Annotated in this window: 22 protein-coding genes and 1 pseudogene; 12 read left to right on the forward strand and 11 right to left on the reverse strand. The window is 62.1% G+C overall.

Annotation, left to right across the window (positions count from 1 at the left end; genetic code table 11):
• The 4 genes from ACTV8E_RS16860 to ACTV8E_RS16875 all read right to left on the reverse strand — a co-directional run.
• Positions 1–680 (reverse strand): thiolase family protein (locus ACTV8E_RS16860; RefSeq protein ID WP_443200255.1); only part of this gene is annotated, 680 nt, incomplete at its 3' end.
• 204 nt (positions 681–884) lie between these two features.
• The gene (locus tag ACTV8E_RS16865; protein ID WP_443200256.1) at positions 885–2,657 is read right to left on the reverse strand and encodes an acyl-CoA dehydrogenase C-terminal domain-containing protein; all 1,773 of its coding nucleotides are present in this window, start codon (positions 2,655–2,657) and stop codon (positions 885–887) included.
• Between the two features lie 81 nt (positions 2,658–2,738).
• Entirely contained in the window at positions 2,739–4,112 is a 1,374-nt protein-coding gene (locus tag ACTV8E_RS16870; RefSeq protein ID WP_251836518.1) for a solute carrier family 23 protein, read from the reverse strand.
• A gap of 93 nt (positions 4,113–4,205) precedes the next feature.
• Entirely contained in the window at positions 4,206–5,828 is a 1,623-nt protein-coding gene (locus ACTV8E_RS16875; RefSeq protein ID WP_443200257.1) for an acyl-CoA synthetase, read from the reverse strand.
• A gap of 161 nt (positions 5,829–5,989) precedes the next feature.
• On the opposite strand from ACTV8E_RS16875, the gene ACTV8E_RS16880 reads away from it, so the two are divergent.
• Positions 5,990–8,275 carry a PAS domain-containing sensor histidine kinase gene (locus ACTV8E_RS16880; RefSeq protein WP_443200258.1) on the forward strand — a complete coding sequence of 762 codons (2,286 nt, stop codon included), beginning with the start codon at positions 5,990–5,992 and terminating at the stop codon, positions 8,273–8,275.
• 54 nt (positions 8,276–8,329) lie between these two features.
• Positions 8,330–8,974, forward strand: coding sequence for a response regulator transcription factor (locus ACTV8E_RS16885; RefSeq protein WP_273535990.1), 645 nt, complete (start codon positions 8,330–8,332; stop codon positions 8,972–8,974).
• 17 nt (positions 8,975–8,991) lie between these two features.
• Here the strand turns inward: ACTV8E_RS16885 and ACTV8E_RS16890 are convergent, their stop codons facing one another.
• Positions 8,992–9,603 (reverse strand): class I SAM-dependent methyltransferase, encoded by a 612-nt coding sequence (locus tag ACTV8E_RS16890; protein WP_443200259.1) that lies wholly within the window; start codon positions 9,601–9,603, stop codon positions 8,992–8,994.
• A 126-nt stretch (positions 9,604–9,729) separates the two neighbouring features.
• Here ACTV8E_RS16890 and ACTV8E_RS16895 point away from each other — a divergent pair, with 126 nt between their 5' ends.
• Positions 9,730–10,386: an outer membrane beta-barrel protein gene (locus ACTV8E_RS16895; protein WP_443200260.1), complete on the forward strand. Its 657-nt coding sequence runs from the start codon at positions 9,730–9,732 to the stop codon at positions 10,384–10,386.
• A gap of 168 nt (positions 10,387–10,554) precedes the next feature.
• Here the strand turns inward: ACTV8E_RS16895 and ACTV8E_RS16900 are convergent, their stop codons facing one another.
• Both ACTV8E_RS16900 and ACTV8E_RS16905 read right to left on the reverse strand, forming a co-directional pair.
• Positions 10,555–10,845: a DUF5629 family protein gene (locus ACTV8E_RS16900; RefSeq protein ID WP_443200261.1), complete on the reverse strand. Its 291-nt coding sequence runs from the start codon at positions 10,843–10,845 to the stop codon at positions 10,555–10,557.
• Between the two features lie 93 nt (positions 10,846–10,938).
• A complete protein-coding gene (locus tag ACTV8E_RS16905; protein WP_273535986.1) occupies positions 10,939–11,697 on the reverse strand; it encodes an SDR family oxidoreductase in 759 nt (252 codons plus the stop codon).
• A 96-nt stretch (positions 11,698–11,793) separates the two neighbouring features.
• On the opposite strand from ACTV8E_RS16905, the gene ACTV8E_RS16910 reads away from it, so the two are divergent.
• The 5 genes from ACTV8E_RS16910 (at position 11,794) to ACTV8E_RS16930 (ending at position 16,886) form a co-directional block, all read left to right on the forward strand.
• Positions 11,794–12,525 (forward strand): HugZ family pyridoxamine 5'-phosphate oxidase, encoded by a 732-nt coding sequence (locus tag ACTV8E_RS16910; protein ID WP_443200262.1) that lies wholly within the window; start codon positions 11,794–11,796, stop codon positions 12,523–12,525.
• A gap of 71 nt (positions 12,526–12,596) precedes the next feature.
• Positions 12,597–13,049, forward strand: a complete 453-nt coding sequence (locus tag ACTV8E_RS16915; RefSeq protein WP_273535983.1) for an FxsA family protein — start codon at positions 12,597–12,599, stop codon at positions 13,047–13,049.
• A 207-nt stretch (positions 13,050–13,256) separates the two neighbouring features.
• Entirely contained in the window at positions 13,257–13,550 is a 294-nt protein-coding gene (locus tag ACTV8E_RS16920) for a co-chaperone GroES (protein WP_251836528.1), read from the forward strand.
• 44 nt (positions 13,551–13,594) lie between these two features.
• Entirely contained in the window at positions 13,595–15,235 is a 1,641-nt protein-coding gene (groL, locus tag ACTV8E_RS16925; protein ID WP_273535982.1) for a chaperonin GroEL, read from the forward strand.
• A gap of 175 nt (positions 15,236–15,410) precedes the next feature.
• The gene (locus ACTV8E_RS16930) at positions 15,411–16,886 is read left to right on the forward strand and encodes a helicase HerA-like domain-containing protein (protein WP_443200263.1); all 1,476 of its coding nucleotides are present in this window, start codon (positions 15,411–15,413) and stop codon (positions 16,884–16,886) included.
• A 155-nt stretch (positions 16,887–17,041) separates the two neighbouring features.
• On the opposite strand, the gene ACTV8E_RS16935 is transcribed toward ACTV8E_RS16930, so the two are convergent.
• Together ACTV8E_RS16935 and ACTV8E_RS16940 are read right to left on the reverse strand one after the other, a co-directional pair.
• Positions 17,042–17,254, reverse strand: a complete 213-nt coding sequence (locus ACTV8E_RS16935) for a hypothetical protein (protein WP_251836531.1) — start codon at positions 17,252–17,254, stop codon at positions 17,042–17,044.
• Positions 17,255–17,633: 379 nt separating this feature from the next.
• The gene (locus tag ACTV8E_RS16940; protein WP_251836532.1) at positions 17,634–17,879 is read right to left on the reverse strand and encodes a hypothetical protein; all 246 of its coding nucleotides are present in this window, start codon (positions 17,877–17,879) and stop codon (positions 17,634–17,636) included.
• A 134-nt stretch (positions 17,880–18,013) separates the two neighbouring features.
• On the opposite strand from ACTV8E_RS16940, the gene ACTV8E_RS16945 reads away from it, so the two are divergent.
• The 4 genes from ACTV8E_RS16945 to dgt all read left to right on the forward strand — a co-directional run bounded on the left by ACTV8E_RS16945 (position 18,014) and on the right by dgt (position 20,953).
• On the forward strand, positions 18,014–18,400 hold the full coding sequence (locus tag ACTV8E_RS16945; protein WP_443200264.1) for a hypothetical protein: 387 nt from the start codon (positions 18,014–18,016) through the stop codon (positions 18,398–18,400).
• Complete coding sequence (locus ACTV8E_RS16950; RefSeq protein WP_251836533.1) at positions 18,397–18,708, forward strand: cell division protein ZapA; 312 nt, start codon at positions 18,397–18,399, stop codon at positions 18,706–18,708. The genes ACTV8E_RS16945 and ACTV8E_RS16950 overlap by 4 nt, the downstream gene beginning before the upstream one ends.
• Before the next feature lie 161 nt (positions 18,709–18,869).
• Positions 18,870–19,427, forward strand: coding sequence for a DUF2780 domain-containing protein (locus ACTV8E_RS16955; protein ID WP_251836534.1), 558 nt, complete (start codon positions 18,870–18,872; stop codon positions 19,425–19,427).
• A 44-nt stretch (positions 19,428–19,471) separates the two neighbouring features.
• The gene (gene dgt, locus ACTV8E_RS16960) at positions 19,472–20,953 is read left to right on the forward strand and encodes a dGTPase (RefSeq protein WP_443200265.1); all 1,482 of its coding nucleotides are present in this window, start codon (positions 19,472–19,474) and stop codon (positions 20,951–20,953) included.
• A gap of 85 nt (positions 20,954–21,038) precedes the next feature.
• On the opposite strand, the gene ACTV8E_RS16965 is transcribed toward dgt, so the two are convergent.
• Both ACTV8E_RS16965 and ACTV8E_RS16970 read right to left on the reverse strand, forming a co-directional pair.
• Positions 21,039–21,794: a methyl-accepting chemotaxis protein gene (locus tag ACTV8E_RS16965; RefSeq protein ID WP_433962698.1), complete on the reverse strand. Its 756-nt coding sequence runs from the start codon at positions 21,792–21,794 to the stop codon at positions 21,039–21,041.
• Positions 21,795–21,944: 150 nt separating this feature from the next.
• Positions 21,945–23,183, reverse strand: a pseudogene (locus ACTV8E_RS16970) (PDC sensor domain-containing protein); the annotation flags it as partial.
• Positions 23,184–23,257: the final 74 nt, after the last annotated feature.

A 23,257-nucleotide genomic window follows, 5' to 3' on the forward strand; every position in this document is an offset into this window, starting at 1 on the left:
TCGGCGGTGGTACCGGCGCGCGGCTGCTCGTCGAGGACAAAAGCCAGCGGTTCGCCCTTGCGCTGGGGCACCAGAATAGGCGTGATCTCGTCGGCAAAGCGCCCGGCCTCGATGGCGGCGGCAGCCTTGTGCTGCGAGGCGGCGGCGAAGGCGTCCTGCTCCGCGCGGGACAGGCCGTATTTCTCCACCAGGTTCTCGGCGGTGATGCCCATGTGGTAGTCGTTGAAGGCGTCCCACAACCCGTCCTGGATCATGGTGTCGATAACCTTGCCATGTCCCATGCGCAGGCCGGTGCGCGCACCGGGCATGACATAGGCCGCCTGGCTCATATTCTCCATGCCGCCGGCGATCACCACCTCGGCGTCGCCGCAGCGAATCGCCTGGGCGGCCAGTTGCACGGCCTTAAGGCCCGAGCCGCAGACCTTGTTGAGGGTCAGCGCCGGCACGCTGTGGGGCAAACCGGCCTTGATCGCCGCCTGGCGTGCGGTGTTCTGCCCGGCGCCGGCGGTAAGCACATGGCCGAGGATCACGTCATTGACCTGCGCACCTGGTACGCCGGTCTGCTCCAGCAGGCGCTGGATCACGGCGGCGCCTAAATCAACAGCGGGCACTGAGGCCAGGGCGCCCTGAAAACTGCCAATCGCGGTGCGGGTGGCGGCAACGATGACGACGTCTTGCATGGTTCTTCTCCTGAGGGCAGGCACACCACGATTACAGGCTCCGCATGGTCTGGCCCACGACTACGAATAAAAAAGCGCGGCAGCTGCAGGCAGTGTGCCGCGCAATACGCTCAACTCAAAATGCTTGATCGTTTGGTAAGGCGGATCGGGCCCATAGGGTGAGCAGCGTCACGCTGGAGGTTAAAGCTACCTCAAAGCGGCGGGTCAAAACTGCCCCTCACTCAATCCGTACAGGGACTCGCTGCCGGCGCGGATGCAGGCATCGAGGCCCAGGGTGCGCGGCAACAATCGGCGAAAGAAAAACTCGGCGGTGGCCAGCTTGGCGCCGTAGAACGCTTCGTCTGTGGCGAGCTGGCGTTGGGCGACCTGGGCCATGCGCGCCCACATCCAGGCGTAGGCGGTGTACCCGAACAGGTGCAGGTATTCCACCGAGGCGGCGCCGATTTCATGGGGCTGGCGGGCGCTCTGTTCGATCAGCCACTGGCTGAGGTTTTCCAGGCGTTGCGCGGCGTCCAGCAGCTCGCGTGCATAGGGCGCATCCGGCTGGCTGGCGAAGGCACGCATGGCGCCGGTGAAGACGCGTAGGCTGGCGCCGCCATTGGCCACCACCTTGCGACCGAGCAGGTCGAGGGCCTGGATACCGTTGGTGCCTTCGTAAATTTGCGCGATGCGCACGTCGCGCACCAGTTGTTCCTGGCCCCATTCGCGGATATAGCCGTGCCCGCCGAACACCTGTTGGCCGTGGATGCAGCTGTCCAGCCCGGTGTCGGTGAAGAATGCCTTGGCCACCGGGGTGAGCAGAGCGACCAGCGCTTCGGCGGTGGCTCGCTCCTCAGCGTCGTCGCTGAACTTGGCCAGGTCCAGTTGCTGGCCGACATAGCCGGCGAAGGCGCGGCCGCCCTCGGTCATGGCTTTCATGCTCAGCAGCATACGCCGCACGTCGGGGTGAACGATGATCGGGTCGGCCAGTTTGTCCTGTGCCTGCGGGCCGCTGGGCGAGCGGCTCTGCGCGCGTTCGCGGGCATAGCTCACCGCGTTCTGGTACGAGGCTTCAGCGCAGCCGATGCCCTGAATGCCAATGGACAGGCGTTCGTAATTCATCATGGTGAACATCGCCGCCAGGCCGCGATTGGCCTCGCCGATCAGCCAGCCGTGGGCGCCATCAAAGTTCATCACGCAGGTGGCCGAGGCCTTGATGCCCATCTTGTGTTCGATGGAGCCGCAGTGCACTGGGTTGCGCGCACCCACAGAACCGTCGGCGTTGACGAGAAACTTGGGGACCAGGAACAGCGAAATGCCCTTGGGACCGGCCGGTGCATCCGGCAACTTGGCCAGTACCAGGTGGATGATGTTCTCGGTAAGGTCCTGCTCGCCGCCGGTGATGAAGATCTTGCTGCCACTGATCGCATAGCTGCCATCGGCCTGCGGCTCGGCGCGGGTGCGGATCAGGCCCAGGTCGGTGCCGGCGTGAGCTTCGGTCAGGCACATGGAGCCGGCCCAGCGCCCTTCGTACAGGGGCGGCAGGTAGGTGTTCTTGAGTTCTTCGCTGGCGTGGGCGTCGATGGCCAGGCAGGCGCCTGAGGTCAGCGCCGAATACAGCGCGAAGCTGGAGTTGGCCGCATAGAGCATTTCTTCGACTTGCACGGCGAGCATCTTGGGCATGCCCATGCCGCCCTGGTCCGGGTTGCCAGACAACCCGACCCAGCCGCCCTGAATGTAGGTGGCGTAAGCCTCCTTGAAGCCGGCCGGTGTGCGCACCTCGCCGGTCTGCCACTGCGCGCCTTCCTCGTCGCCACTGCGGTTGAGCGGCGCGATCAACTGCCCGGTGACTTTGGCCGCTTCTTCGAGGATGGCGTCGGCGGTGTCGGCATCCACCGTTTCCGCCAAGGCCGGCAAGCGCGCCCACAGGGCGGGGGCCTGAAGGACCTCATGCAGGACAAAGCGCATGTCGCGCAGGGGGGCATTGAAATCAGGCATGGGACACCTCGTGAGGGGCGCCGGAGTGGAGGCCCGGCGCCGTGCTGAATAAAGAACCGCCGCTACGGGTGGTCCTGTGGGTCAGTCGGCTTCCGGCGCGCGGCTGACAGCGTCTTTCGCGGTGGTGAATTTCAGTATGTGAGTGCGCTCTACCAGGATGTACAGCGCGGCGCCGGCGGCCAGGCCCCAGCCTGCACCATAGACCGCAAGCACCACGCCCATGGTGCCGGCGATGCCACGCTCGGTGTTGTTGCCCAACTGCTCGAAACCGACCATCAGGCAGATATAACCGGTGAGGATCAGCGTCAGCGACAGGGCGATTGGCAGCACCGGCTGGAAGAAACTCACCAGCGGCAACATGAACAGGGCGATGAAGCCAGTGATCCAGAAGGTGCCAGCACCGCTGTAGATCGAGTCCATGGCCTTGCGACCGTACTTGTAGCGTTCGGCCATGGTCGCGGCTACTGCGGTCCACAGCGGGCCGGCCAGGCCTGGGTAAGGGGCGAAGAAGGCGTGCAGGGCGTTGCGGATGGCGGTCACCAAGTGAACGCGATCGACGTTGTTGTCGATCTTCTCGTCGGTGCGCAGCTCATCGGCGCGCTGCATCAGCGACTGACCGACAATGATGTCGCCGAACGCAATGATGTAGGCGATGACGGCGGTCGGTACGGCCAGCAGGAACACGTCCAGGCCTGGGAAGCCGACCGTGAAGGGCAGGTAGTTCCACATCTCGCCGAAGGCCGGTGCGGTAATGCCGAATTTCACGTCGGGCATGGCGTATTCGCCCACGCCGATGCCGATGAAGATAGCGATCAGCATACCTGGCACCATGCCGTAGTTGACGATCTTGCGCGCCAGTGGAACCCGCTCGGTAAGGCTTTTGAAGGAGACGGAGAACATCAGGTACAGGCAGATCAGGCTGCCCAGCACCAACGAGATGGGCGTGTTGGCCAAGCGCCCGCCGGCGTCGATCTCGCCGATCAGTGCGGCAATACCGGCACCGATAATGATGCCGCCCTTCATGGAGTTGGGAATCAGGCGCACCAGCACACTGCCCAGTCGGGTAATGCCCAGGATCAGAAATATCACGAAGACCAGAAATTGCAGGGCGAACAGCGCCTGGATGGCCTGAGGGCCGGGCTCGAAGTCGCCCAGGAACAGCAGCACCACGGGAATGCCGGGAGTGATCCAGCCCGGCACGAACGGCACGCCGAGCAGCGCCGGCAGCATGAAGCCGATGCCGCACACCACCACATAGGCCAGCGCTACGTCATAGGGCAGGCCAAGGTATTTCATCAGCAACGGAATCATGCCCAGGCTCACCACGAACATGATCAGGGCCTGGAGCATTTCCGCGGTTTCCCAGCGGTAATGCACGAACGGTAGACGCACCTTGAACGGACCGGCTTTCCAGAACGGCTGCTCGTCGCCGTCTTTGCGCTTGTAAATTTGCATAGTGACTCCGTCGGCACTCGCGGTGCCTGTGATTGTTGTTGTGGAAACGGATGAAACCGGCCGGGACAACGGGGAACCCAGCGTACGGCGGGGTTACAAGGCCTTGGCCATGTCGCGCAGCACGTACTTCTGGATCTTGCCGGTGCTGGTTTTCGGCAACTGGGTGAACACCACGGTCTTGGGCACCTTGAAGGCGGCCAGGTGCTCGCGGCAGAACGCGATGATGTCGGCCTCACAGACGTCCTGATGGTCGGCCTTGAGGGTGATGAAGGCGCAAGGGGTTTCGCCCCATCGCTCATCCGGGCGGGCGACTACCGCAGCCTCCAGCACGCCCTGGTGACGGTAGAGCACGCCTTCCACTTCAATAGTGGAGATGTTCTCGCCGCCGGAAATGATGATGTCCTTGAGGCGATCCTTGATCTCTACATAACCATCCGGGTGGCAGACCGCCAGGTCGCCGGTGTGGAACCAGCCGCCGGCAAAAGCTTCCTCGGTGGCGCTGGGGTTTTTCAGGTAGCCCTTCATCACGGTGTTTCCGCGCATGAAGATTTCACCGATGGTCTCGCCGTCGCGGGGTGTCGGTTCCATGGTTTTCGGATCGCCGACCATCACGCCTTCCAGGGTCGGGTAGCGCACGCCCTGGCGGGCTTTTATGCGCGCCCGTTCATCAAGGCTGAGTTCATCCCACTCGTCGTGCCAGGCACACACGGTGACCGGGCCGTAGACCTCGGTCAGGCCGTAGACGTGGGTGACCTTGATGCCCATTTCCTCCACCGCGCCGATTACCTTGGCCGGCGGCGCGGCGCCGGCGACCATGGCGTGCACTGGATGGTCGATGGCTGCCTTGGCTTCCGGCGGCATGTTGACCAGTGCATTGAGCACGATGGGCGCGCCGCACATGTGGGTCACCTGCTCGTCGCGGATCAGGGTGAGGATCTTCTGCGGGTCGACACGGCGCAGGAACACATGCACGCCGGCCAGCGCGGTCACGGTCCAGGGGTAGCACCAGCCGTTGCAGTGGAACATCGGCAGGGTCCACAGGTACACCGGTTGCTGGCCCATCGACCAGGTCATCTGGTTGCCGAGGGCGTTCAGGTAGGCGCCCCTGTGGTGGTACACCACACCCTTGGGGTTGCCGGTGGTGCCTGAGGTGTAGTTGAGGCTGATGGCCTGCCATTCATCCTCCGGCCACGACCAGGCGAACTCCGGGTCGCCTTCGGCGAGTAAGGCTTCGTAGTCCAGATCGCTGGCCGCCTGGCCTTCGCCGTATTCGGGGTCGTCGACGTCGATCACCAGAATCGGATAACCGAGCATGCCCACGGCGGAGTGGATCACGTCGTAGAACTCACGGTCGGTGATCAGCGCCTTGGCTTCGCCATGCTGCAGCATGAAGGCAATGGCCTCGGCGTCCAGGCGCACGTTCAGGGTATTGAGCACCGCGCCAATCATTGGCACGCCAAAGTGAGCTTCGAGCATCGCCGGGATATTGGGCAGCATCACCGCCACGGTGTCGCCCTTCTTGATGCCGCGGCCGGCCAGGGCTGAGGCCAGGCGCCGGCAACGGGCGTAGGTTTCAGCCCAGGTGCGACGGATCGAGCCATGTACCACCGCCGGGTAATTCGGGTACACCGCAGCGGTACGCTCGATGAAGCTCAGTGGCGAAAGGGCGATGTGGTTGACGCTGGAGCGGGACAGGCCCTGTTCGAAAATGGACATGATTCTACCTGTGGCTGATTGTTAGCTCTGGTTATTTGGGTATCTTCCGAGCGCTATGGTGTTTGGCGGTAAGAGCTGTGGGCCAAGTTATAGGTTAGTAACGGAATCATTGGTATATAAACCATAGTTTTATAGTAAAACTACTAGTTAGGGGCAGCGACATGGCTGGGTTCGGCGAGCAGGCGCTACAGGTACAGGTGCTGACACGGCTGCTGCGTGAGCTGCGCCCCCTGGCGGAATGCGCCGATGGACTGTGCCGCTTCCTGATGACGTGCCCGCAGGTTCAGGAGGCCTGGTACCTGAGCTGGCAGCCGCGCACCCGCACCTATGCCCATGAGGGTCAAGCCGGGCAGTTGCCGCCGGGGCAGGGCGACCCGTTGCAAGCCAGCGATCAAGTGCTCTTTGACCGCATGCAGAGCGAGCCGTTGTTGTCCCTGGCAGCGCTGCGACAGGTGCCCTGTTGGCTGGCCGGTCGTTTGCGCCGGGCTGGCGTGGAGTATGGCCGCGCCGTGGCCTTGCCGCTGCAGGCCGGACAATCGGGCGTGCTATTGGTGGCGTTGCGTGAGGGCGTGCCGCTGGATGGGCTCGACGGCGTCCTGGCGTTGTTGCCTGCGCTGTTGCCATTGTCGGGCAACCTGCCGCGCAGCACGCCATTGTTGGGCAGTGATCCGCAGCCCGCCTTGCTGGTGGATGCCGCCGCGCGGCCGCTGGAGTTCAATCCCGCCTTGGCCACGTTGCTCGGCGAGGTGTCACTGTCCGAAATGACGCGGCTGCTGCCGGTCAACCATCCGCATCTGGTGCGTGCCAGCCTGGCCCAGCAGCGCGCGATTGAAAACGTTGAGGTGCAGACTGCCACGCGCATTCTGGTCTGGACCTATATTCCCGAGCCGGCCGAACAGCGCGTGCTGGTGCGTTGCCGGGAAGCCACCGCCGAGGTGCAGGCCAATCGCGATGCCACCCAGGCGCGCCGGCTGTACCGGTTGATCACCGAAAACACCACCGACCTGATTTCCCGACACACCCCAGACGGGCGTTTTCTGGACGCTTCGCCGGCCAGCTGGACCTTGCTCGGCTACTGGCCGGAGGAGCTGCGCGGCACCTTGGCCCACGACCTGTTCCACAGCCAGGATATTGCCCAGTTGGTGCAGCGCGCCCGGGATGCCCTGGAGCAGGACGGCTATCACACCATGACCTTCCGCATCCGCCATCGCGATGGCCGTTACCTGTGGTTCGAAACCGCCTGCCGGGCGATCCGCGAGACCTACACCGGCGCGGTGGTCGAGGTGGTCAGCGTGTCGCGTGATGTCACGGCGCGGGTGCAGGCCGAGGAGAACCGCCGGCGCCTGGCCGAGGTGGTGGAGGTGAACACCGACCTGGTGCTGTTCATCCAGGCCGAGGGCAGCATCGCCTACCTCAATCCGGCGGCGCGCCTGGCGTTGCAGATCGAGGAGGGCACGGTACCCGAGCTGAGCGCTCTGCTCGATGCCGCGGACCTGGACCGACTGCGCAACGAGGGGCGCGCTACGGCCGAGCGCGAGGGCGTGTGGAGCGGCGAGGTACGTCTGCAGCCTCAGGGTGGAAAGACTTCCTTGCCAGTTTCGCTGGTGCTGCTGGCCCACAACCTGGCCGGCGGTGAGCGTTATTATTCGCTGGTCGCCCGCGACATGACCGAACGTGAATTGCGCGAGGCCCAGCTGCGCCGCCACCAGGACGAACTGGCGCACACCGCGCGGCTGGTTACCCTCGGCGAGCTGGCGTCAGGCATCGCCCACGAGATCAACCAACCGCTGGCGGCGGTGGTCAATTACGCCAGCGCCAGTCAGCGTTATTTACACAGCCTTGCCAGCAACCCCCAGGCTCCCGAGCGCATCGGCCAGGGGCTGGAGCGCATCACCGAGCATGCCAATCACGCCGCGCAAGTGATCAAGCGCCTGCGCGCCTTCCTGCGCAAAGGCCAGCGCCGCATGCAGGCGCTCGACGTGGCCCAGGTGGCCCGCGAGGCGGTGCGCCTGTGCGCCTGGGAAGCGAGCCAGGCGCAGGTGACGATTGACGAGCAACTGGCGGACAATCTGCCGCCGGTCTACGCCGATCCGGTATTGATCGAGCAGGTACTGCTCAACTTGCTGCGCAACGCCATTGATGCCAACCGCGAAGCGCACCCCGCTGCGTCGTCACGGATCGTGCTGGAAACGCGGCAGCATGACGGAGAACTGCGCATCGGTGTCAGTGACCAGGGGCCGGGTGCCAGCGCCGCGATTCTCGCGCAGATGTTCACGCCGTTCTACACCAGCAAGGTCGAGGGGCTGGGCCTGGGATTATCGATGAGTCGCAGCATCGTCGAAGGTTTCGGCGGTGCCCTGGACGCGTATCCCGAAGCGAACGGCGGGTTGCGCCTGGAATGCCGTCTGCCGCTGCGCGAGGCGACTCGTTTGGAGAGTGACAGCTGAGCTTTCAAGCGATAATGGGCGGCAAATGATCGATAACAAGAAAAGGACGCGAGAATGAGCCCTCAGGAACAACTGGTGTATGTGGTGGACGACGATCAGGGCATGCTCGACTCCACCGTCTGGCTGCTGGAGTCGGTGGGCCTCAAGGCATTGGCGTTTACCAATGGCCAGGATTTCCTGGCGGCCTGCGAGCCGGATCGTGCCGCGTGCGTGTTGCTGGATGTGCGCATGCCAGGTATGGGCGGCCTGAATATTCAGGACGCCATGCGCCAGCGTGGTCTCACGCTGCCGGTGATCTTCGTCAGCGGCCATGCCGATGTGCCCATCGTGGTGCGCGCGTTCCGCGCGGGCGCGGTGGACTTTATCGAAAAACCCTACAACGAGCAGCTGCTGCTGGACAGCGTGCAGCAGGCGCTCAACCGTCTGACCAGCGTAGCGCCGCCTGTTGCCTATCCGGGCCTGGACGAGGTGCAGGCGCGTCTGGACAGCCTCACTCCCCGCGAGCGCGACGTGCTGTTGCCGCTGGTACGCGGCTATACCAATCGTGAAGTCGCCGAGCAGCTGGACATCAGCGTGAAAACAGTCGACCTCTACCGCTCGCGGGTAATGAAGCGCATGCAGGCCGATACCCTGCCGGCGCTAGTGGGCATGGCCATCGCGGCCGGATTAGTAGACCCGTTGAACTTACGCGGGGCGTAAACCGCTCGAGGATGCGATTAATCCGCCCAGCCGCGATACACATAGGTCATCGGCCGTGGACCTTTCAGGTAGCTGCTTTGCAGGTCGCGAACGGTAAAGCCGCCGGCGCCGATCAGCCGGACAATATCCCTATTCAGGTGACAGCCACCGGCCAGCGGTTTCCAGGCCGGCGTCAGCCGGTGCTGCCAGCGTGCCACCCCTGCATCGGGGGCCAGGCCGTGCTCGGCAAATAACAGGCGACCGCCGGGCTTGAGCACGCGGCGCATTTCCTGCAACGCAGCGGCTGCGTCAGGAATGGTGCACAGGGTGAAGGTGCAGACGATGCTGTCGAAATGCGCCGTGGGTGCCTGAATCGCGCCAAGCTCCAGGGCCACGGTTTCCACCGGGATGGCGATTTTCTCGGCCCGCTGCCGGGCTAGCAGCTGCATCTGCGCCGCCGGATCGACGCCGACAATTCGGCTGACCCGTGCCGGGTCGTAAAAACCCAGGTTCAAGCCCGTGCCGATACCGATTTCCAGGACGTTGCCGCTGGCCTGAGGCACCACCTGGGCGCGAATCTTCATGATCTCACCCATTCCGCAGGCTAAGTCGATCAGGCGGGGCAGGAGGTAGCGCTCGTACAGGTTCATGATCGGCCTCGGTGGATGGGCGGTTGCAAGAGCATGGCTTTTGGCATGAGCTGCTGCAATGTTGGTCCGGTCACATTCCGTGCGGCCCTGTTGGTTTCGCCATCCTCATTGATTGAGGTGATGGCTATGAGCCGTTATAAGTCTGGGAGTCTGGCGGAGGGCCGTGCATCGGGTGCGGGCTGGCCGCCAGGATCTTTCAGTACTCAAGGAATGATGATGAAAAAAGCAGCAGCTCTCGGACTGGTGGGCGCTTTGGCTCTCATGACCGGCATTGCGCAGGCCGCAGAAGAAAAGAATTTCTCGGTGGGTGGCTCGTTCTACTGGATCGATGTGGACGCTACCAATGTGGCAACCTTGGATTTCACCGGCGGCTCGATCTTCGGCACCGCAGCCCTCAACGAGCACGTGGCGTTACGCGGCAGCATTTATGGCGCGAGCTGGGATGTGGATGACGATCTGGAAGTGACAGGGTATGACGTTCAACTGCTGCTGGGCGGCAACCTGAATCGCGAAGGCTTCAAGTATTACCTCGCCCTGGGTGGGTTCAGCGAAACCCTTGAATATGATGGTGGTGGCGATTCAATGGATTTCAGCGGGGCACAAGTGGGGCTGGGTTTTGGCTACAACTGGGCGCAGGTGTCTCTGGATTACACCATCAACCTGCGCAGCGCCGATGACTACGCTGATGCCATCGAGGACAGTGGCCTGATGTGGGCGGCGGGTGCGCGCCGCTCCGAGGTCACCGCCACTTCGTCGACCCTGGCGCTTTCGTTGCGCTTTTGACGTTCAGCGGTTATTCGCGGCGCACCGCTGTAGGGCGGTGCCGCGCGCGGCTGGCGGGTGGGCTGGACAGAAAAAGCTGATCGAGCAACCCCGCCGGCGGAGTTTCAGCCGCACACGGCGGGTGGTCTCCAGGCGAGGCCGTCCTGCCGAATCGGCAGATCGGCAGAATCAAATATCGTCTTCGCCGACAAAGGCTTCCAGGCAGCGCACGCGAATCTCTTCGCCGCGGCTGTGCAGCACCCAGACATCCGCTTCGGCATCAAAGCGCGCGGCCAGCAGTTCTTCATGGCTGAATTCCCAGACATGCCGCTGCGAGCCTTCCAGGCAGGTGATCTCCACCTCGATATCGTCTTCTTCCTCGACTTCGAAAAGGTCGAAGTCGAACGCGTGCAAGCCGTTGACTTCAAGCATGTCAGCCAGTTCGAGGGCTTCGATAAGGGTGGCGTGGGGTGCGGTCATGGTGATCTCGTGTGGGGAAAGGGAGCGTAACGGGGTCGCCAGCAGATGGCTGGCGTCGGGCGCGGAACAGGGTGGACCGCGCCCGATGTGCTGTTACAGGCGCAGGCCGCCGTCCAGCTCGAGGATGCGACCGGTGTAGTAGTCGTTTTCCAGGATATAGGCCACCGAGTGGGCGATTTCCTTCGGTTGGCCGAGGCGCTTGAGCGGTATGCCTGCGGTCATGCGTTCCAGGGCTTCGGGTTTCATGCTGGCGACCATTTCGGTCTCGATGAAGCCCGGCGCCACGCCGGCGACGCGAATGCCGTAACGCGCCAGTTCCTTGGCCCACACCACGGTGTCGGCGGCCACGCCGGCCTTGGCGGCCGAGTAGTTGGCCTGGCCAATGTTGCCGGCGCGGGAGATTGAGGAAATGTTGACGATCGCGCCTTGGTTCTTCAGCTCGATCATCTTCGCCGCCACTTCGCGAGTGCACAGGAATACGCCGGTGAGGTTGACGTCGATCACCGACTGCCACTGGGCCAGGCTGAGTTTGGTCAGCTCACCGTCCTTGACCTTGATGGTCAGGCCATCGCGTAGGATGCCGGCATTGTTGACCAGGCCATGAATGGCACCGAAGTCCTCGGCGACCTGATTGACCAGATTCACGACCTGCTCTTCGTTGGCGACGTTGCAGATATACGCACGGGCTTCGCTGCCAGCGGCCTGGCAGGCGGCGACGGCTTCGTCGAGACGTTCCTGGTTGAGATCGACCAGCGCCAGTTTGGCCCCCTTGGCAGCGAGGTATTCGCCCATTGCGCGGCCCAGGCCTTGGCCGCCGCCGGTAATGATGATGACTTTGTCTTGTAGTTGCATCGGTGTGTTCCCTTTAGTACTGCGAAAGAACCTCGTCCAAGCCTGCTACTCTAGGCACCCGTCCGCTTCAAGCGGATCTTCGCGAGGAGTCATGAGGTGAGCGTAAAGGCCGCCCAGAATGCCCGAGAATTGCTGCTCAAGGAATACCGCGGCGTACTCTCCACGCATTCGAAGAAAATCCCCGGGTTTCCGTTCGGTTCGGTAGTGCCTTATTGCCTGGACGGCGACGGACGGCCCTTGCTGCTGATCAGCCGCATCGCCCAGCACACCCATAACCTTCAGGCCGACGGCAGATGTTCGCTGCTGGTGGGCGAGCGCGGCGCCGCAGATGTGCAGGCGGCCGGCCGGCTGACGTTGCTGGCTGAAGCGCGCAAGCTGCACGATGGCGCCGAGATCGACGCCGCCGCGGCGCGCTATTACCGCTACTTTCCGCAGTCGAGCCAGTACCACCGCGTGCATGATTTCGACTTCTGGGTACTCGAACCGGTGCGCTGGCGCTTTATCGGCGGCTTTGGCGCCATCCACTGGCTGGAAGCTGCCAGCCTGGCCAATCCTTTTGCGGGCGAGGCGGAAGCTGCCATGCTCGCGCACATGAATGCCGATCACGTCGAGGCCATTGCTCATTATGTCGCCTTGGCCGGTTTGCCGGCATCCGAGCCGGCGCTGATGGTCGGCATCGACAGCGAGGGGTTTCACTTGCGCATCGCAGGCAGTCTGTTCTGGTTGGCCTTTCCAACATCCTGTAACACTGCGATGCAGGTGCGCCAGGCCTTGGTACAGCTGGCGCGCGCCGAACGCTGGCCGACCGATGGGGAGCCGGGTCGTTGAATTCACGTGTTGGCGTCGCCATCTAATCCTTGTCGAACACGACATTTATCCCCATCAAGAGACTTACATTGATGCGTGCTTTTTTCCTTTTGTTCCTGCTCTTTCCGCTGATCGAGCTGGCCGTGATCATCAAGGTCGGCAGCGTGATCGGCGTCCTGCCGGTGCTGTTGCTGATCATCGCCACCGGTGTGCTCGGTGTGGTGCTGCTGCGGGTGGCGGGAGTCGCCACCGCCTGGCGTGCCCGCGAGCGACTGGCCCGTGGCGAGTTGCCCGAGCAGGAAATGCTCGAAGGGCTGCTGATCGCGGTAGGCGGTGGCCTGCTGCTGTTGCCGGGTTTCATCAGTGACCTGTTCGGGCTGCTGTGCCTGCTGCCGTTCACCCGGCGCCTGGTGGTGCGCAAACTGCGACGCAAGGCCGAAGAGCAGGCCCTGCGTCAGCGCGCTTTCGCCGAGGATCTGGCTGCGCGCACGAATCCTCAGCGCCCCAGCGTTATCGAAGGCGAATACAAGCGTCACGATAAGTGACCGGTTTGCAGGATCGGCAAAAAAATCTTCACGACCTGCCCTTGAAATGCCTTTGAGCGCCCCTATCTAGCTGTCACCGCAAGGTTTCTGCCGGCTTGGCAGAGCAGTTTTCTGCGGCGCGCACCGCACGCCGCAACCGGCACCGCCGGAATCACTAGTAGCCGATGACTTCATCGGCTGTAAGCAACTACTTGGGAGAGATCGACAATGGCACTTCGTCCCCTGCATGACCGCGTCGTCATCCGTCGCAGCGAAGAAGAAAGCAAAACCGCTGGTGGCATCGTGCTGCCGGGCTCGGCCGCTGAGAAGCCGAACCAAGGTGAAATCGTTGCAGTCGGCGCTGGTCGCGTTCTGGACAATGGTGAAGTCCGCCCGCTGGCCGTCAAAGTCGGCGACAAAGTGGTGTTTGGCCCGTACTCCGGCAGCAACGCCATCAAGGTTGATGGCGAAGAACTGCTGGTGATGAGCGAGAACGAAATCCTCGCCGTTATCGAAGGCTGATTCCCGACGAATTCTCGTTCCACTTAAGTGTTTGAGGAAAAATCATGGCTGCTAAAGACGTACAATTTGGCGATTCCGCCCGCAAGAAACTGCTCATCGGTGTAAACATCCTGGCTGACGCGGTCAAAGCCACCCTCGGCCCGAAGGGTCGCAACGTAGTGCTGGAGCGCAGCTTCGGCGCGCCGCTGATCACCAAGGACGGCGTTTCCGTCGCCAAAGAGATCGAGCTGAAGGACAAGATCGAAAACATCGGCGCCCAGCTGGTGAAAGACGTCGCTTCCCGCGCCAACGATCAAGCCGGTGACGGCACCACCACCGCCACCGTTCTGGCTCAGTCCATCGTCACTGAAGGCCTGAAGTCGGTCGCTGCCGGCCTGAACCCGATGGACCTCAAGCGCGGCATCGACAAGGCCACCATCGCCATCGTCGCCGAGCTGAAGAACCTGGCCAAGCCGTGCACCGACACCAAGGCAATCGCCCAGGTCGGCACCATCTCCGCCAACTCCGACGATTCCATCGGCAACATCATTGCCGAAGCCATGGAAAAAGTCGGTAAAGAAGGCGTGATCACCGTTGAAGAAGGCTCGGGCCTGGACAACGAACTGTCCGTCGTCGAAGGCATGCAGTTCGACCGTGGCTACCTGTCCCCCTACTTCATCAACAAGCCGGACACCATGGTGGCCGAGCTGGAAGGCCCGCTGCTGCTGCTGGTCGACAAGAAGATCTCCAACATTCGCGAACTGCTGCCGGTACTGGAAGCAGTGGCCAAGTCCGGCCGTCCGCTGCTGATCGTGGCTGAGGACGTCGAAGGCGAAGCCCTTGCGACCCTGGTGGTCAACAACATGCGCGGTATCGTCAAGGTCGCAGCCGTCAAGGCTCCGGGCTTCGGTGATCGTCGCAAGGCCATGCTGCAGGACATCGCCATCCTCACCGGCGGTACCGTGATTTCCGAGGAAGTCGGCCTGAGCCTGGAAAGCGCCACCCTGGAGCACCTGGGTAACGCCAAGCGTGTGGTTCTGTCCAAGGACAACACCACCATCATCGACGGTGCCGGCGCTCAAGCCGACATCGAAGCGCGCGTGGCTCAGATCCGCAAGCAAGTCGAAGACACCTCCTCCGACTACGACAAGGAAAAACTGCAAGAGCGTCTGGCCAAGCTGGCCGGCGGTGTTGCCGTGATCAAGGTCGGTGCGGCCACCGAAGTCGAAATGAAAGAGAAGAAGGCGCGCGTTGAAGACGCCCTGCACGCAACCCGTGCAGCCGTTGAAGAAGGCGTGGTGCCTGGCGGTGGTGTGGCCCTGGTTCGCGCCCTGGCTGCCATTACCGATCTGAAGGGGATCAACGAAGAGCAAAACGCCGGTATCAACATCCTGCGTCGCGCCATCGAAGCTCCGCTGCGCCAGATTGTCACCAACGCCGGCGACGAAGCCTCCGTGGTGCTGGACAAGGTCAAGCAGGGTTCCGGTAACTACGGCTACAACGCTGCGACTGGCGAATACGGCGACATGATCGAGATGGGTATCCTCGACCCGGCCAAGGTGACCCGTACTGCGCTGCAGGCGGCGTCCTCCATTGCCGGTCTGATGATCACCACCGAGGCGATCGTTGCCGACCTGCCGGAAGACAAGGCTGCTCCGGCCATGCCGGACATGGGCGGCATGGGTGGCATGGGCGGCATGATGTAAGCCGACCCGGCTCCCTGAGCTGTACCAGAAGCCCCGCCTCGTGCGGGGCTTCTGCGTTTTTGATGTGCACGAATCATGCGTTTCGGCTGATCAACGTCGTACATAAGGCGGCTTGCAAAGACGTGCTAAGGTCAAAAGCAGGGTCGGTCGTAGCCTGTCTTGCAGGGAATGCCTTATGAACGATGCGAATGTGTTGATCCTCGGCGCCGATGCGTCGGGCCAACCGATCAGCCAGCTCCTGCGGCTGGCTAACCGCCATGGTCTTATCGCTGGCGCCACCGGCACCGGCAAGACGGTGACCTTGCAGCGGCTGGTGGAAAATTTCAGCGATGCCGGCGTGGCGGTGTTCGCCGCCGACATTAAGGGCGACCTGTGCGGCCTGGGCGCGGCCGGCCAGCCCAGCGGCAAGGTGTCCGAGCGCATCGAATCCATGCCCTGGTTGAACCATCAGCCGCAGAGTTATCCGGTCGTGCTCTGGGACATCGACGGCGAAAAAGGCCATCCGCTGCGCACCACACTGAGCGAAATGGGCCCGCTGTTGCTCGGTAACTTGCTGGAACTGACCGACAGCCAGCAATCGGCGCTATATGCGGCCTTCAAGGTGGCGGATCGCGAGGGTTTGCTGCTGCTCGACCTCAAGGATCTCAAGGCGCTGCTCAACCACCTGAGAAGTACCCCGGCTCTCTTGGGTGAAGACGCCGCGCTGTTCAACTCGGCTTCAGCCCAGGCGCTGCTGCGCCGGATGGCGACATTGGAACAGCAGGGCGCCGAAGCGCTATTCGGCGAACCTGCCTTGCAATTGGATGATCTCCTGCGCCCCACGACGCAGGGCAAGGGCATGATCCACTTGCTTGAGGCCAGTCGCCTGATACACGAAGCACCCAAGGTCTATGCGACCTTCCTGCTCTGGCTGCTCGCCGAACTGTTCGAGCAACTGCCCGAGCGCGGCGATGCGGATCGTCCCGTGCTGGCACTGTTTTTCGATGAGGCGCACGTGCTGTTCAGCGGCACGCCAAGGGCGTTACAGGAGCGCTTGGAGCAAGTGGTTCGGCTGATTCGGTCCAAAGGCGTAGGGGTGTATTTCGTCACGCAGTCGCCGGGCGATTTACCCGATGACATCCTCGCCCAGTTGGGTTTGCGCATTCAGCACGGCCTGCGAGCTTTCACCGCCAGGGAGCAAAAAAGCTTGCGTGCGGTGGCTGACGGCTTTCGCCCCAACCCGCAAATCGACACCCTGGCAACGCTGACCCAATTGGGAATTGGTGAGGCGCTGGTCGGCACGCTGGAAGAGAACGGTACCCCGGCCATGGTGCGGCGCGTGGCGATTGCCCCACCACAGTCACGCATCGGCCCGCTGACCGACGGCGAGCGGGCGGCGTTGATGCATACGTCGCCATTGGCCGGGCATTATGACCAGACTGTCGACCGTGAGTCGGCTTACGAGATGCTCAATGCCCGAGCAACATCTAGTGCGGTCCCCAAGACCGACGAGAAAGAGGCCGGCGCGGGTATAGGTGACAAGGCGGCTGAAGTGCTCGGCGATCTGGTCGGCAAGACCATGAAAAGTGCGATGCGCCAGGCGGCCAATCAGTTGGGTCGACACATTGTGCGCGGATTGATGGGCTCGTTGCTGGGAGGCAAGAAACGTTAGCGGGCTATGCGAAAGGCCGTCTAGCGGCATGTTTATGACCCACAATGAACCGCGCAATCTAGCGGTAGCTGAGAGTGCAGATTGCGGCTGAGTTGCCAATAAACGCCAAAGGTTCGCAGCCCTGCGATCACGTAACGAGTGCCTGAATTGGTGCCCTAGAGGCCTTTTTCTTCAGCCGCTTTCGTCAGATCTTTTTCGATTTTTTCAAGTTCTTGCTGGAAAGCTTGATCCAGCAGGCTGGCTTTTTTTCGCCATGGCTTGCGCTCCGGCTCTGGTTGCGCAGCATAAGTAATGATTTCACCGCCGTTTTCATCTTTGTAGCGCTTGGCTTGGCGCTCGAGTTCTGCCCGTAGTTCGTCTTTTGTCACTGTTGATCCAATTTTCTCAGAAGGAGGTGATGAGTCGGCAAAAAGTGCACAAGGACTCGTTGTTTATAAAAGCAGGGTTTACACAAAGAACCATGGTTATGGGTGTAAATTATATACCCGGAGTGGGGGCGTCCATGTAACGGCGCCCCGGGAGTTATATGTCGGGGTCATGTGTCCGCGGCTGAAACAGTACTGCCGGTTTACCCTAGCAACCCCACGCTTGAATGGCAGACAGGGGTTTTTGTTGGAGCCCCTAGCGGTCGGCGAACGCGCCGGCGTAGCGTGGGGATCGGGCTGTGCGCCGAAAACACAACCGGTACGTCTCAGACGTTATACGGCCGCCATGGATGTTGCCAGGCACAATGCCGAGGGCTGTTTATCAGGCGGGCACCAAGGCCGGTAACAGTGTGCGGGAAATAGCCTTGCGTACGGCCGGATGCACGGTGGCGCTGCTGGCGAGTAAGTCCTCCACCAATCGACGCAACGCCTGGGCGCGTTGATCGTCGAAGCCACGTACCGCCAGTGTACAGGCTTCTTCGGCGTCGGCGCCGGGTGGAATGTCGATACCCAGTGCAATTAGTCGTTCACGAAATTCGGCCTCGCCTACCTGTTCATCACGGAACATGGTCCTTCTCCTTTGCAGGGTTTGATGCAGCCTGAATGGGTTATCCATACCAGAAGATAGTTCTGCTAAGTGAGACCGGCTTGCGGCGCGGCAATGACCGAGACCGAAGGTCGCGCAGTCTGGGATTATCGCTGTTGTTGCGTGCGCTGCAGCAACGTACGATCCAGGCGTATGGCCGCCATGCTTTGTCGCTGGTAAGCGTGCACGCATTTCATTATCGTAGAGGTCTTTTGAAATGCCCTGTGGATGTCATGATGTTGGAAGAAACTCTTGTTCAAATGGAGCAGCTCGTCGGTAACCTGTTGCAGCGTAATCAGGAGCTGCAAGCCAATCAGGCCGAATTGAGCGCAGCCCTGGCGCAGATCAAGGATGAAAACGAAATGCTGCAACTGCAAATGCTGGAAATGGAGGAACGTCAGGGTGCCGTCGCTTCGCGCCTGCAAGCCCTGGTACAACGTGCCGCCGGCGATCAGGTCAGCACTCATTCCACCAACAGCGGTTCGATTATCGCCAGCGCATGAAAACACCCGATAACGCAGTTTCGGTCCTGTCTATCTTCGGCCGCGACTACACCGTGAAAGCCCCGGAAGGGAAGCAGCAGCTTCTCGAGGACTCGGCTGCGTTATTGCGTACACATATCAAGGATATTCAACGCCAGCGTCCGGGACTGCGCCCCGACGAGCTATTCCTGCTGGCGGCTCTGAGCGTCTGCTCCAGGCACCTGGAGCAGCAGGCTGAATATCACCGCGAGCTGATCGCCTTGCAGCAGCGGTTGAACTCCACCAAGGAACGTATCCAGGGTCAGATCGAAACGGTTCAAGTGGGGTGAAACGGCCCGTTTTGCCTGCGAGCAAAACGTTTGCATGGCTTGCGCGCTGTCGGAAGACCTATTTATCTCTCTCCGCAGCGGAACTTATTCGCTCTCGCCCCAACCAATCTGCGCTTGCCGGTACACCCCCTGTACTGTGATTCCCGTCTCCAGAGGTTTTCATGAAAACAGTGTCTTCCCTGACCCTCACTGCGATGCTCGCCATGACTGGTTGTGCATCGTCGGGCCTGAACATGAACGATGCCGTGCAAATCGCCTCGGCGGTTGACGCATCCATGCCGGCCGCTACTCCGGGCACTACCCGTGCGACCATCAGCGGTCTGCTGTCCATGCTGGGCTCCACCAATACTTCCTCCACCCAGGCGCTGGGTGGCACCGCCGCCCTGCTGGGGCTGGCGCAATCGAAGCTGAGTACCAACGAATACGCCCAATTGGCCACGGCGGTTCCGGGCTTGCAGCAGCTCACCGGCAGCAACGCGGTGACACAACTGTCTGCTCTGGGCCTGCTGAATGGCCAATCGGCCAGCCCAACGGTGCTGAGCAAGGCGCTGAGCAATACCCGCACCGAGGCGGGTGTTGACCAGGCGTTCTCAACTCTGGGCATGGACACCGGCATGGTCGAGGTGTTCTCGCCGTTGCTGCTGCAATATTTTGGCAACCAGGGCGTATCGGGCGGCGTGCTGCAGAGCCTGTCCAGCGCCTGGGGCACCGAAGGCTGATTGACGGGCTGCAGGTACAAGCCTGAGTCCATGTGAGGATTGCAATGACGGTTGATTTCCAGCTCAAGCTTTCCTCCCGCCGGCCCCATGGCAAGGCGGGAGCGGGCGCACCCGGCGACGAGCTGGCGGCCCTGATCGACCAGCTGGAAAGCGACCGTGGGCGGATCATCAACAGCGCCGCCGTACGTCGCCTGCAGCAGAAGACCCAGGTGTTTCCACTGGAGCGCAATGCGGCGGTGCGCAGTCGGCTGACGCATTCGCTGGAAGTGCAGCAGACCGGCCGTTTCATTGTGCGCACGCTGTACAAGCAGTTGGGGGCGAAGGCGGCCGACTACGGTCTGCAAGACTTGCAAGGCCCCTTGGAAACACTGGTGGAAATGGCCTGTCTGAGCCATGACATCGGCAACCCGCCGTTCGGTCATTTCGGCGAATTCGCCATCGGCGAATGGTGCGAACGAAACCTCGATGCGCTGTTCGATGCGGCAGTCCCGGCGGGTCGGGGCGATGCCCTGTTGCGCGAGCGCATGTGCCGCGACCTCAAGGAATTCGAAGGTAATGCTCAGGCCATCCGCCTGCTGGTACGCCTGCAGCGCTTGAATCTCACCTATGTGCAGATTGCTGCGATGCTCAAGTATGTACGCCCCGCCTATGAAGCCAGGCCGACCGCTGATAGCCCAGGGGCCTACCTGCGCAAGAAGCCGGGTTTCTACCTGTCCGAAGAGAACTTCCTGCTCGAGCTGTACGAGGCCCTGGGCATGGCGCCCGGTACCCGCCATCCGGCCGTCTACATCATGGAGGCGGCCGACGATATCGCCTATTGCCTGGCGGATATCGAGGACTCGGTAGAGAAGGGCATCCTCAGTGTCGAGCAGCTGGCCCAGTTGCTGGTCGACAAATTCGCCGAGTATGGCGATGTGGACGGTCCCATGCTCGGGCAGCGCTCCTTTCGCCAGCGCGTGGGCTACGCCCTGGATCGGGCGCTGAAAGAGCCGATCAACAAGGCCGGCGAATTCTTCATCTGGCTGCGGGTAAACATGGTCCACCCGCTGGTGCAGCATGCGGCCACGCAGTTCATCACGCATATCGAGCCGGTGTTTCACGGCACCCTCGACCGCGCGCTGCTGGAAGATGCCAGCCCAGCCAATGCTATTGTGCAAACGTTCAAGGACGTGGCCAGGGAGCAGGTTTTCTGCCATCGCGAGGTGGAAACCCTGCATTTGCAGGGGTATCGCATCCTGCAGGGCCTGCTGGAGTTCTATGCGCCGCTGCTGCGCGTGGCGCCGCAGGATTTCATCGCTCTGACGGAAGGGCGCTACCGGCGTTCACCGCAGCTGCAGATGCTGGCCAGGCGCCTGCCGAGCCAGTTGCTCAAGGCCTACAGCGAAGCCCTCAAGAATCTTCCGGAGCCGGCGCAGGATCGGCCGCTCTGGGAGTTCTATCATCGCTGCCGGATGCTGCTGGACTTTGTCAGCGGCATGACCGACCAGCACGCCCAGGACGAGTACCACACCTTGGCGGCGCTGTAAGCCGCGCAAGCCGCCCCCATTGCACCGCATCCAGAACTCGATACCGTGCCACGGGGGAGGCCATCCAATTACGCCCTGTGTGCCGTCACACCTTGAACTGATCCATCAGTCCCTGCTGGTGATTGGCCAGCGTGTCCAATGTCTGGCTGATGCGTGCCGACTCGCGGGATTGGCCGGCCAGGGATTCGGTGACATCGCGAATACCGGCGACGTTGCGGTTGATCTCCTCGGCGACCGCGCTTTGTTGCTCGGCGGCGCTGGCGATCTGCAGGTTCATGTCATTGATCACGCTCACCGCCTCGCCAATGCGCTGCAGGGCGGCGACCGCCTGCTCGACCTGTTCCACGCTGCCCTGGGCGTGCAGATGGCTGGAGTGCATGGTGCCCACGACTTCCTGGGTGTCGCCTTGCAGGCTTTCGATCACTTCGCGAATTTCTCCCACCGAGTCCTGGGTGCGTTTGGCCAAGCCGCGCACTTCATCGGCGACTACGGCAAAGCCGCGTCCGGCATCACCGGCGCGGGCAGCCTCGATGGCGGCGTTGAGGGCCAACAGGTTGGTTTGCTCGGCGATGCCACGAATCACTTCCAGGACTGAGCCGATCTGCTCGCTGCTCTCGGCCAGGCCTTCGACTCGCGCCATGGCGCTGCTCATCTCCTGGGTCAGCGTCTGCATGCTGTGCGTGGTGCGGGCAATGATCTCGAGGCCTTGCTGAGTAGCCTGGTCGGCGTTGCGCGCGGCTGCTGAGGCTTGTTCGGCGTTTTGTGCCACATCCAGCGCGGTGGCGCTCATTTCCTGGGCGGCTGTGGCCACCAGGTTGACCTCGCGATACTGCTGCTGCATGCCGTCATTGGCCTGGCTGGCAATCGCCGAAGACTGCTTGGCCGTGTCGCGTGCGTTGTGCACGGTACGTTTGACGTCGGTAATGATGGGCTGCAGCTTGTCGAGAAAGGCATTGAACCAGCCGGTCAGCTCGCCGAGTTCGTCCTGTTTGGTATAGGCCAGGCGCTGGGTCAGATCGCCTTCGCCGCTGGCGATGTTCTTGAGCATGCCGGCGACGTCGAGGATCGGTCGGGTCACGCTGCGTGCAGTCAGCCAGATCAGGGCGAAGCCCGCCAGCATCGCCAGGAGGCCAAGGAGCAGCGAGGTCAGAGTGTCACGGGTGCTGCGCTGATCCAGCTGTTGCCCAAGCTGGAGTGCGGGTGCCTGCAAGGCCTGTTGCGGCACTTCCAGCAGGATTGACCAGGCTTTGGCGCCAGGAATCGGTGCAAAGGCATGCAGCGTCTGCATCAAGCCCTGATGCTCGATTACTTGCGAGCGCCCTGCGCTGACCAGCTCCAACAGGTGCTCGGCCTGTTGCGGGTAATGCTGACTGAGAGGCTGGCCCAGAGCTGAGGGGTTGGCGCTGTGGCCGGCCAACAAGCCTGACTCATTGAGGATGCTGGCGTGACCTTGGCCGTCATACAGCGATTGACTGGCCTGCACGCTGAGTTGTTGCAGGCTGGTGAGACTGAAGTCGATGCCGAACACACCGAGTATTTTACCCTCATGCACCAGGGGAAAGGCGACGCTGGAAATCAGCACGGTCTCATCGTTGACCTTCTCTTCGTAAGGCCCGATGACGCAGACGTGGCGACTCTCGTGAGGACAGGTGTACCACGAATTCATGGGGCGGCCGTTGGCGTCGAGACTGTCGTCCTCAAACCAGTCTTCGTCCATGACTTCCATGTCCAGCTGGCCGCGTGTGGGCTGCACCCAATAGATGGCAAAGCGCCCTTTGTTGTTACCGGCGAACTCATGCTGGTTGATGAACAGGCCGTCCTTGCCATCCAGCGCGTCGGGATTGAAGACCAGATACATACCCAGCAGGTCAGGGCTGCCTTCCAGTGCACCCTGTACCAGCTTGATCAAGTCCTCGCGCAGCTCGAAGCTGCTGGTCTGCCGCAGCTCGGCCTGCTCGCGCAGGAACAACAACTGGCCGATGAGGCCCGAGCCATAATGGTAGGTGTCCATGAAGCGCCGCTGGATGCGCAACGCCTGGGTTTCACCGTAGGCGTTCAGGCGCTGCTGAGCGGACTGATTGAGCATCTCGCCGCTGGTGCTTTTGACCAGTTCGGCGCTGCGCTGCGACTGGTACAGCGAGGCCCCGGTGAGTAAGACCACCACGGCTAATAGGCAGAGTCCGGCGAGCAGTGAGATTTTCCAAGTAATGGAAAGACGGGTAGGCAGCATGGGAGCGGTTCCTTATGCGCGAGATCCTGTCCTGGTGCGCCTCTGTGGCGTTTTTTGTAATGGATAAGACAGGC

The sequence above is a fragment of the Pseudomonas sp. B392_1p genome (assembly GCF_052245235.1).
In the GTDB taxonomy this organism is placed as follows: Bacteria; Pseudomonadota; Gammaproteobacteria; order Pseudomonadales; family Pseudomonadaceae; genus Serpens; species Serpens gallinarum.

Excerpts from the sequence above, each read along its gene's own strand:
- ACTV8E_RS16885 (WP_273535990.1), top strand. The coding sequence starts at position 8,330 with ATGAGCCCTCAGGAACAACTGGTGTATGTGGTGGACGACGATCAGGGC.
- ACTV8E_RS16940 (WP_251836532.1), bottom strand. The coding sequence starts at position 17,879 with ATGTTCCGTGATGAACAGGTAGGCGAGGCCGAATTTCGTGAACGACTA.
- ACTV8E_RS16895 (WP_443200260.1), top strand. The coding sequence starts at position 9,730 with ATGAGCCGTTATAAGTCTGGGAGTCTGGCGGAGGGCCGTGCATCGGGT.
- ACTV8E_RS16880 (WP_443200258.1), top strand. The coding sequence starts at position 5,990 with ATGGCTGGGTTCGGCGAGCAGGCGCTACAGGTACAGGTGCTGACACGG.
- ACTV8E_RS16920 (WP_251836528.1), top strand. The coding sequence starts at position 13,257 with ATGGCACTTCGTCCCCTGCATGACCGCGTCGTCATCCGTCGCAGCGAA.
- ACTV8E_RS16930 (WP_443200263.1), top strand. The coding sequence starts at position 15,411 with ATGAACGATGCGAATGTGTTGATCCTCGGCGCCGATGCGTCGGGCCAA.
- ACTV8E_RS16870 (WP_251836518.1), bottom strand. The coding sequence starts at position 4,112 with ATGCAAATTTACAAGCGCAAAGACGGCGACGAGCAGCCGTTCTGGAAA.
- ACTV8E_RS16890 (WP_443200259.1), bottom strand. The coding sequence starts at position 9,603 with ATGAACCTGTACGAGCGCTACCTCCTGCCCCGCCTGATCGACTTAGCC.
- ACTV8E_RS16950 (WP_251836533.1), top strand. The coding sequence starts at position 18,397 with ATGAAAACACCCGATAACGCAGTTTCGGTCCTGTCTATCTTCGGCCGC.
- ACTV8E_RS16905 (WP_273535986.1), bottom strand. The coding sequence starts at position 11,697 with ATGCAACTACAAGACAAAGTCATCATCATTACCGGCGGCGGCCAAGGC.
- ACTV8E_RS16900 (WP_443200261.1), bottom strand. The coding sequence starts at position 10,845 with ATGACCGCACCCCACGCCACCCTTATCGAAGCCCTCGAACTGGCTGAC.
- ACTV8E_RS16955 (WP_251836534.1), top strand. The coding sequence starts at position 18,870 with ATGAAAACAGTGTCTTCCCTGACCCTCACTGCGATGCTCGCCATGACT.
- dgt (WP_443200265.1), top strand. The coding sequence starts at position 19,472 with ATGACGGTTGATTTCCAGCTCAAGCTTTCCTCCCGCCGGCCCCATGGC.
- groL (WP_273535982.1), top strand. The coding sequence starts at position 13,595 with ATGGCTGCTAAAGACGTACAATTTGGCGATTCCGCCCGCAAGAAACTG.
- ACTV8E_RS16915 (WP_273535983.1), top strand. The coding sequence starts at position 12,597 with ATGCGTGCTTTTTTCCTTTTGTTCCTGCTCTTTCCGCTGATCGAGCTG.
- ACTV8E_RS16875 (WP_443200257.1), bottom strand. The coding sequence starts at position 5,828 with ATGTCCATTTTCGAACAGGGCCTGTCCCGCTCCAGCGTCAACCACATC.
- ACTV8E_RS16865 (WP_443200256.1), bottom strand. The coding sequence starts at position 2,657 with ATGCCTGATTTCAATGCCCCCCTGCGCGACATGCGCTTTGTCCTGCAT.
- ACTV8E_RS16965 (WP_433962698.1), bottom strand. The coding sequence starts at position 21,794 with ATGCAGCAGCAGTATCGCGAGGTCAACCTGGTGGCCACAGCCGCCCAG.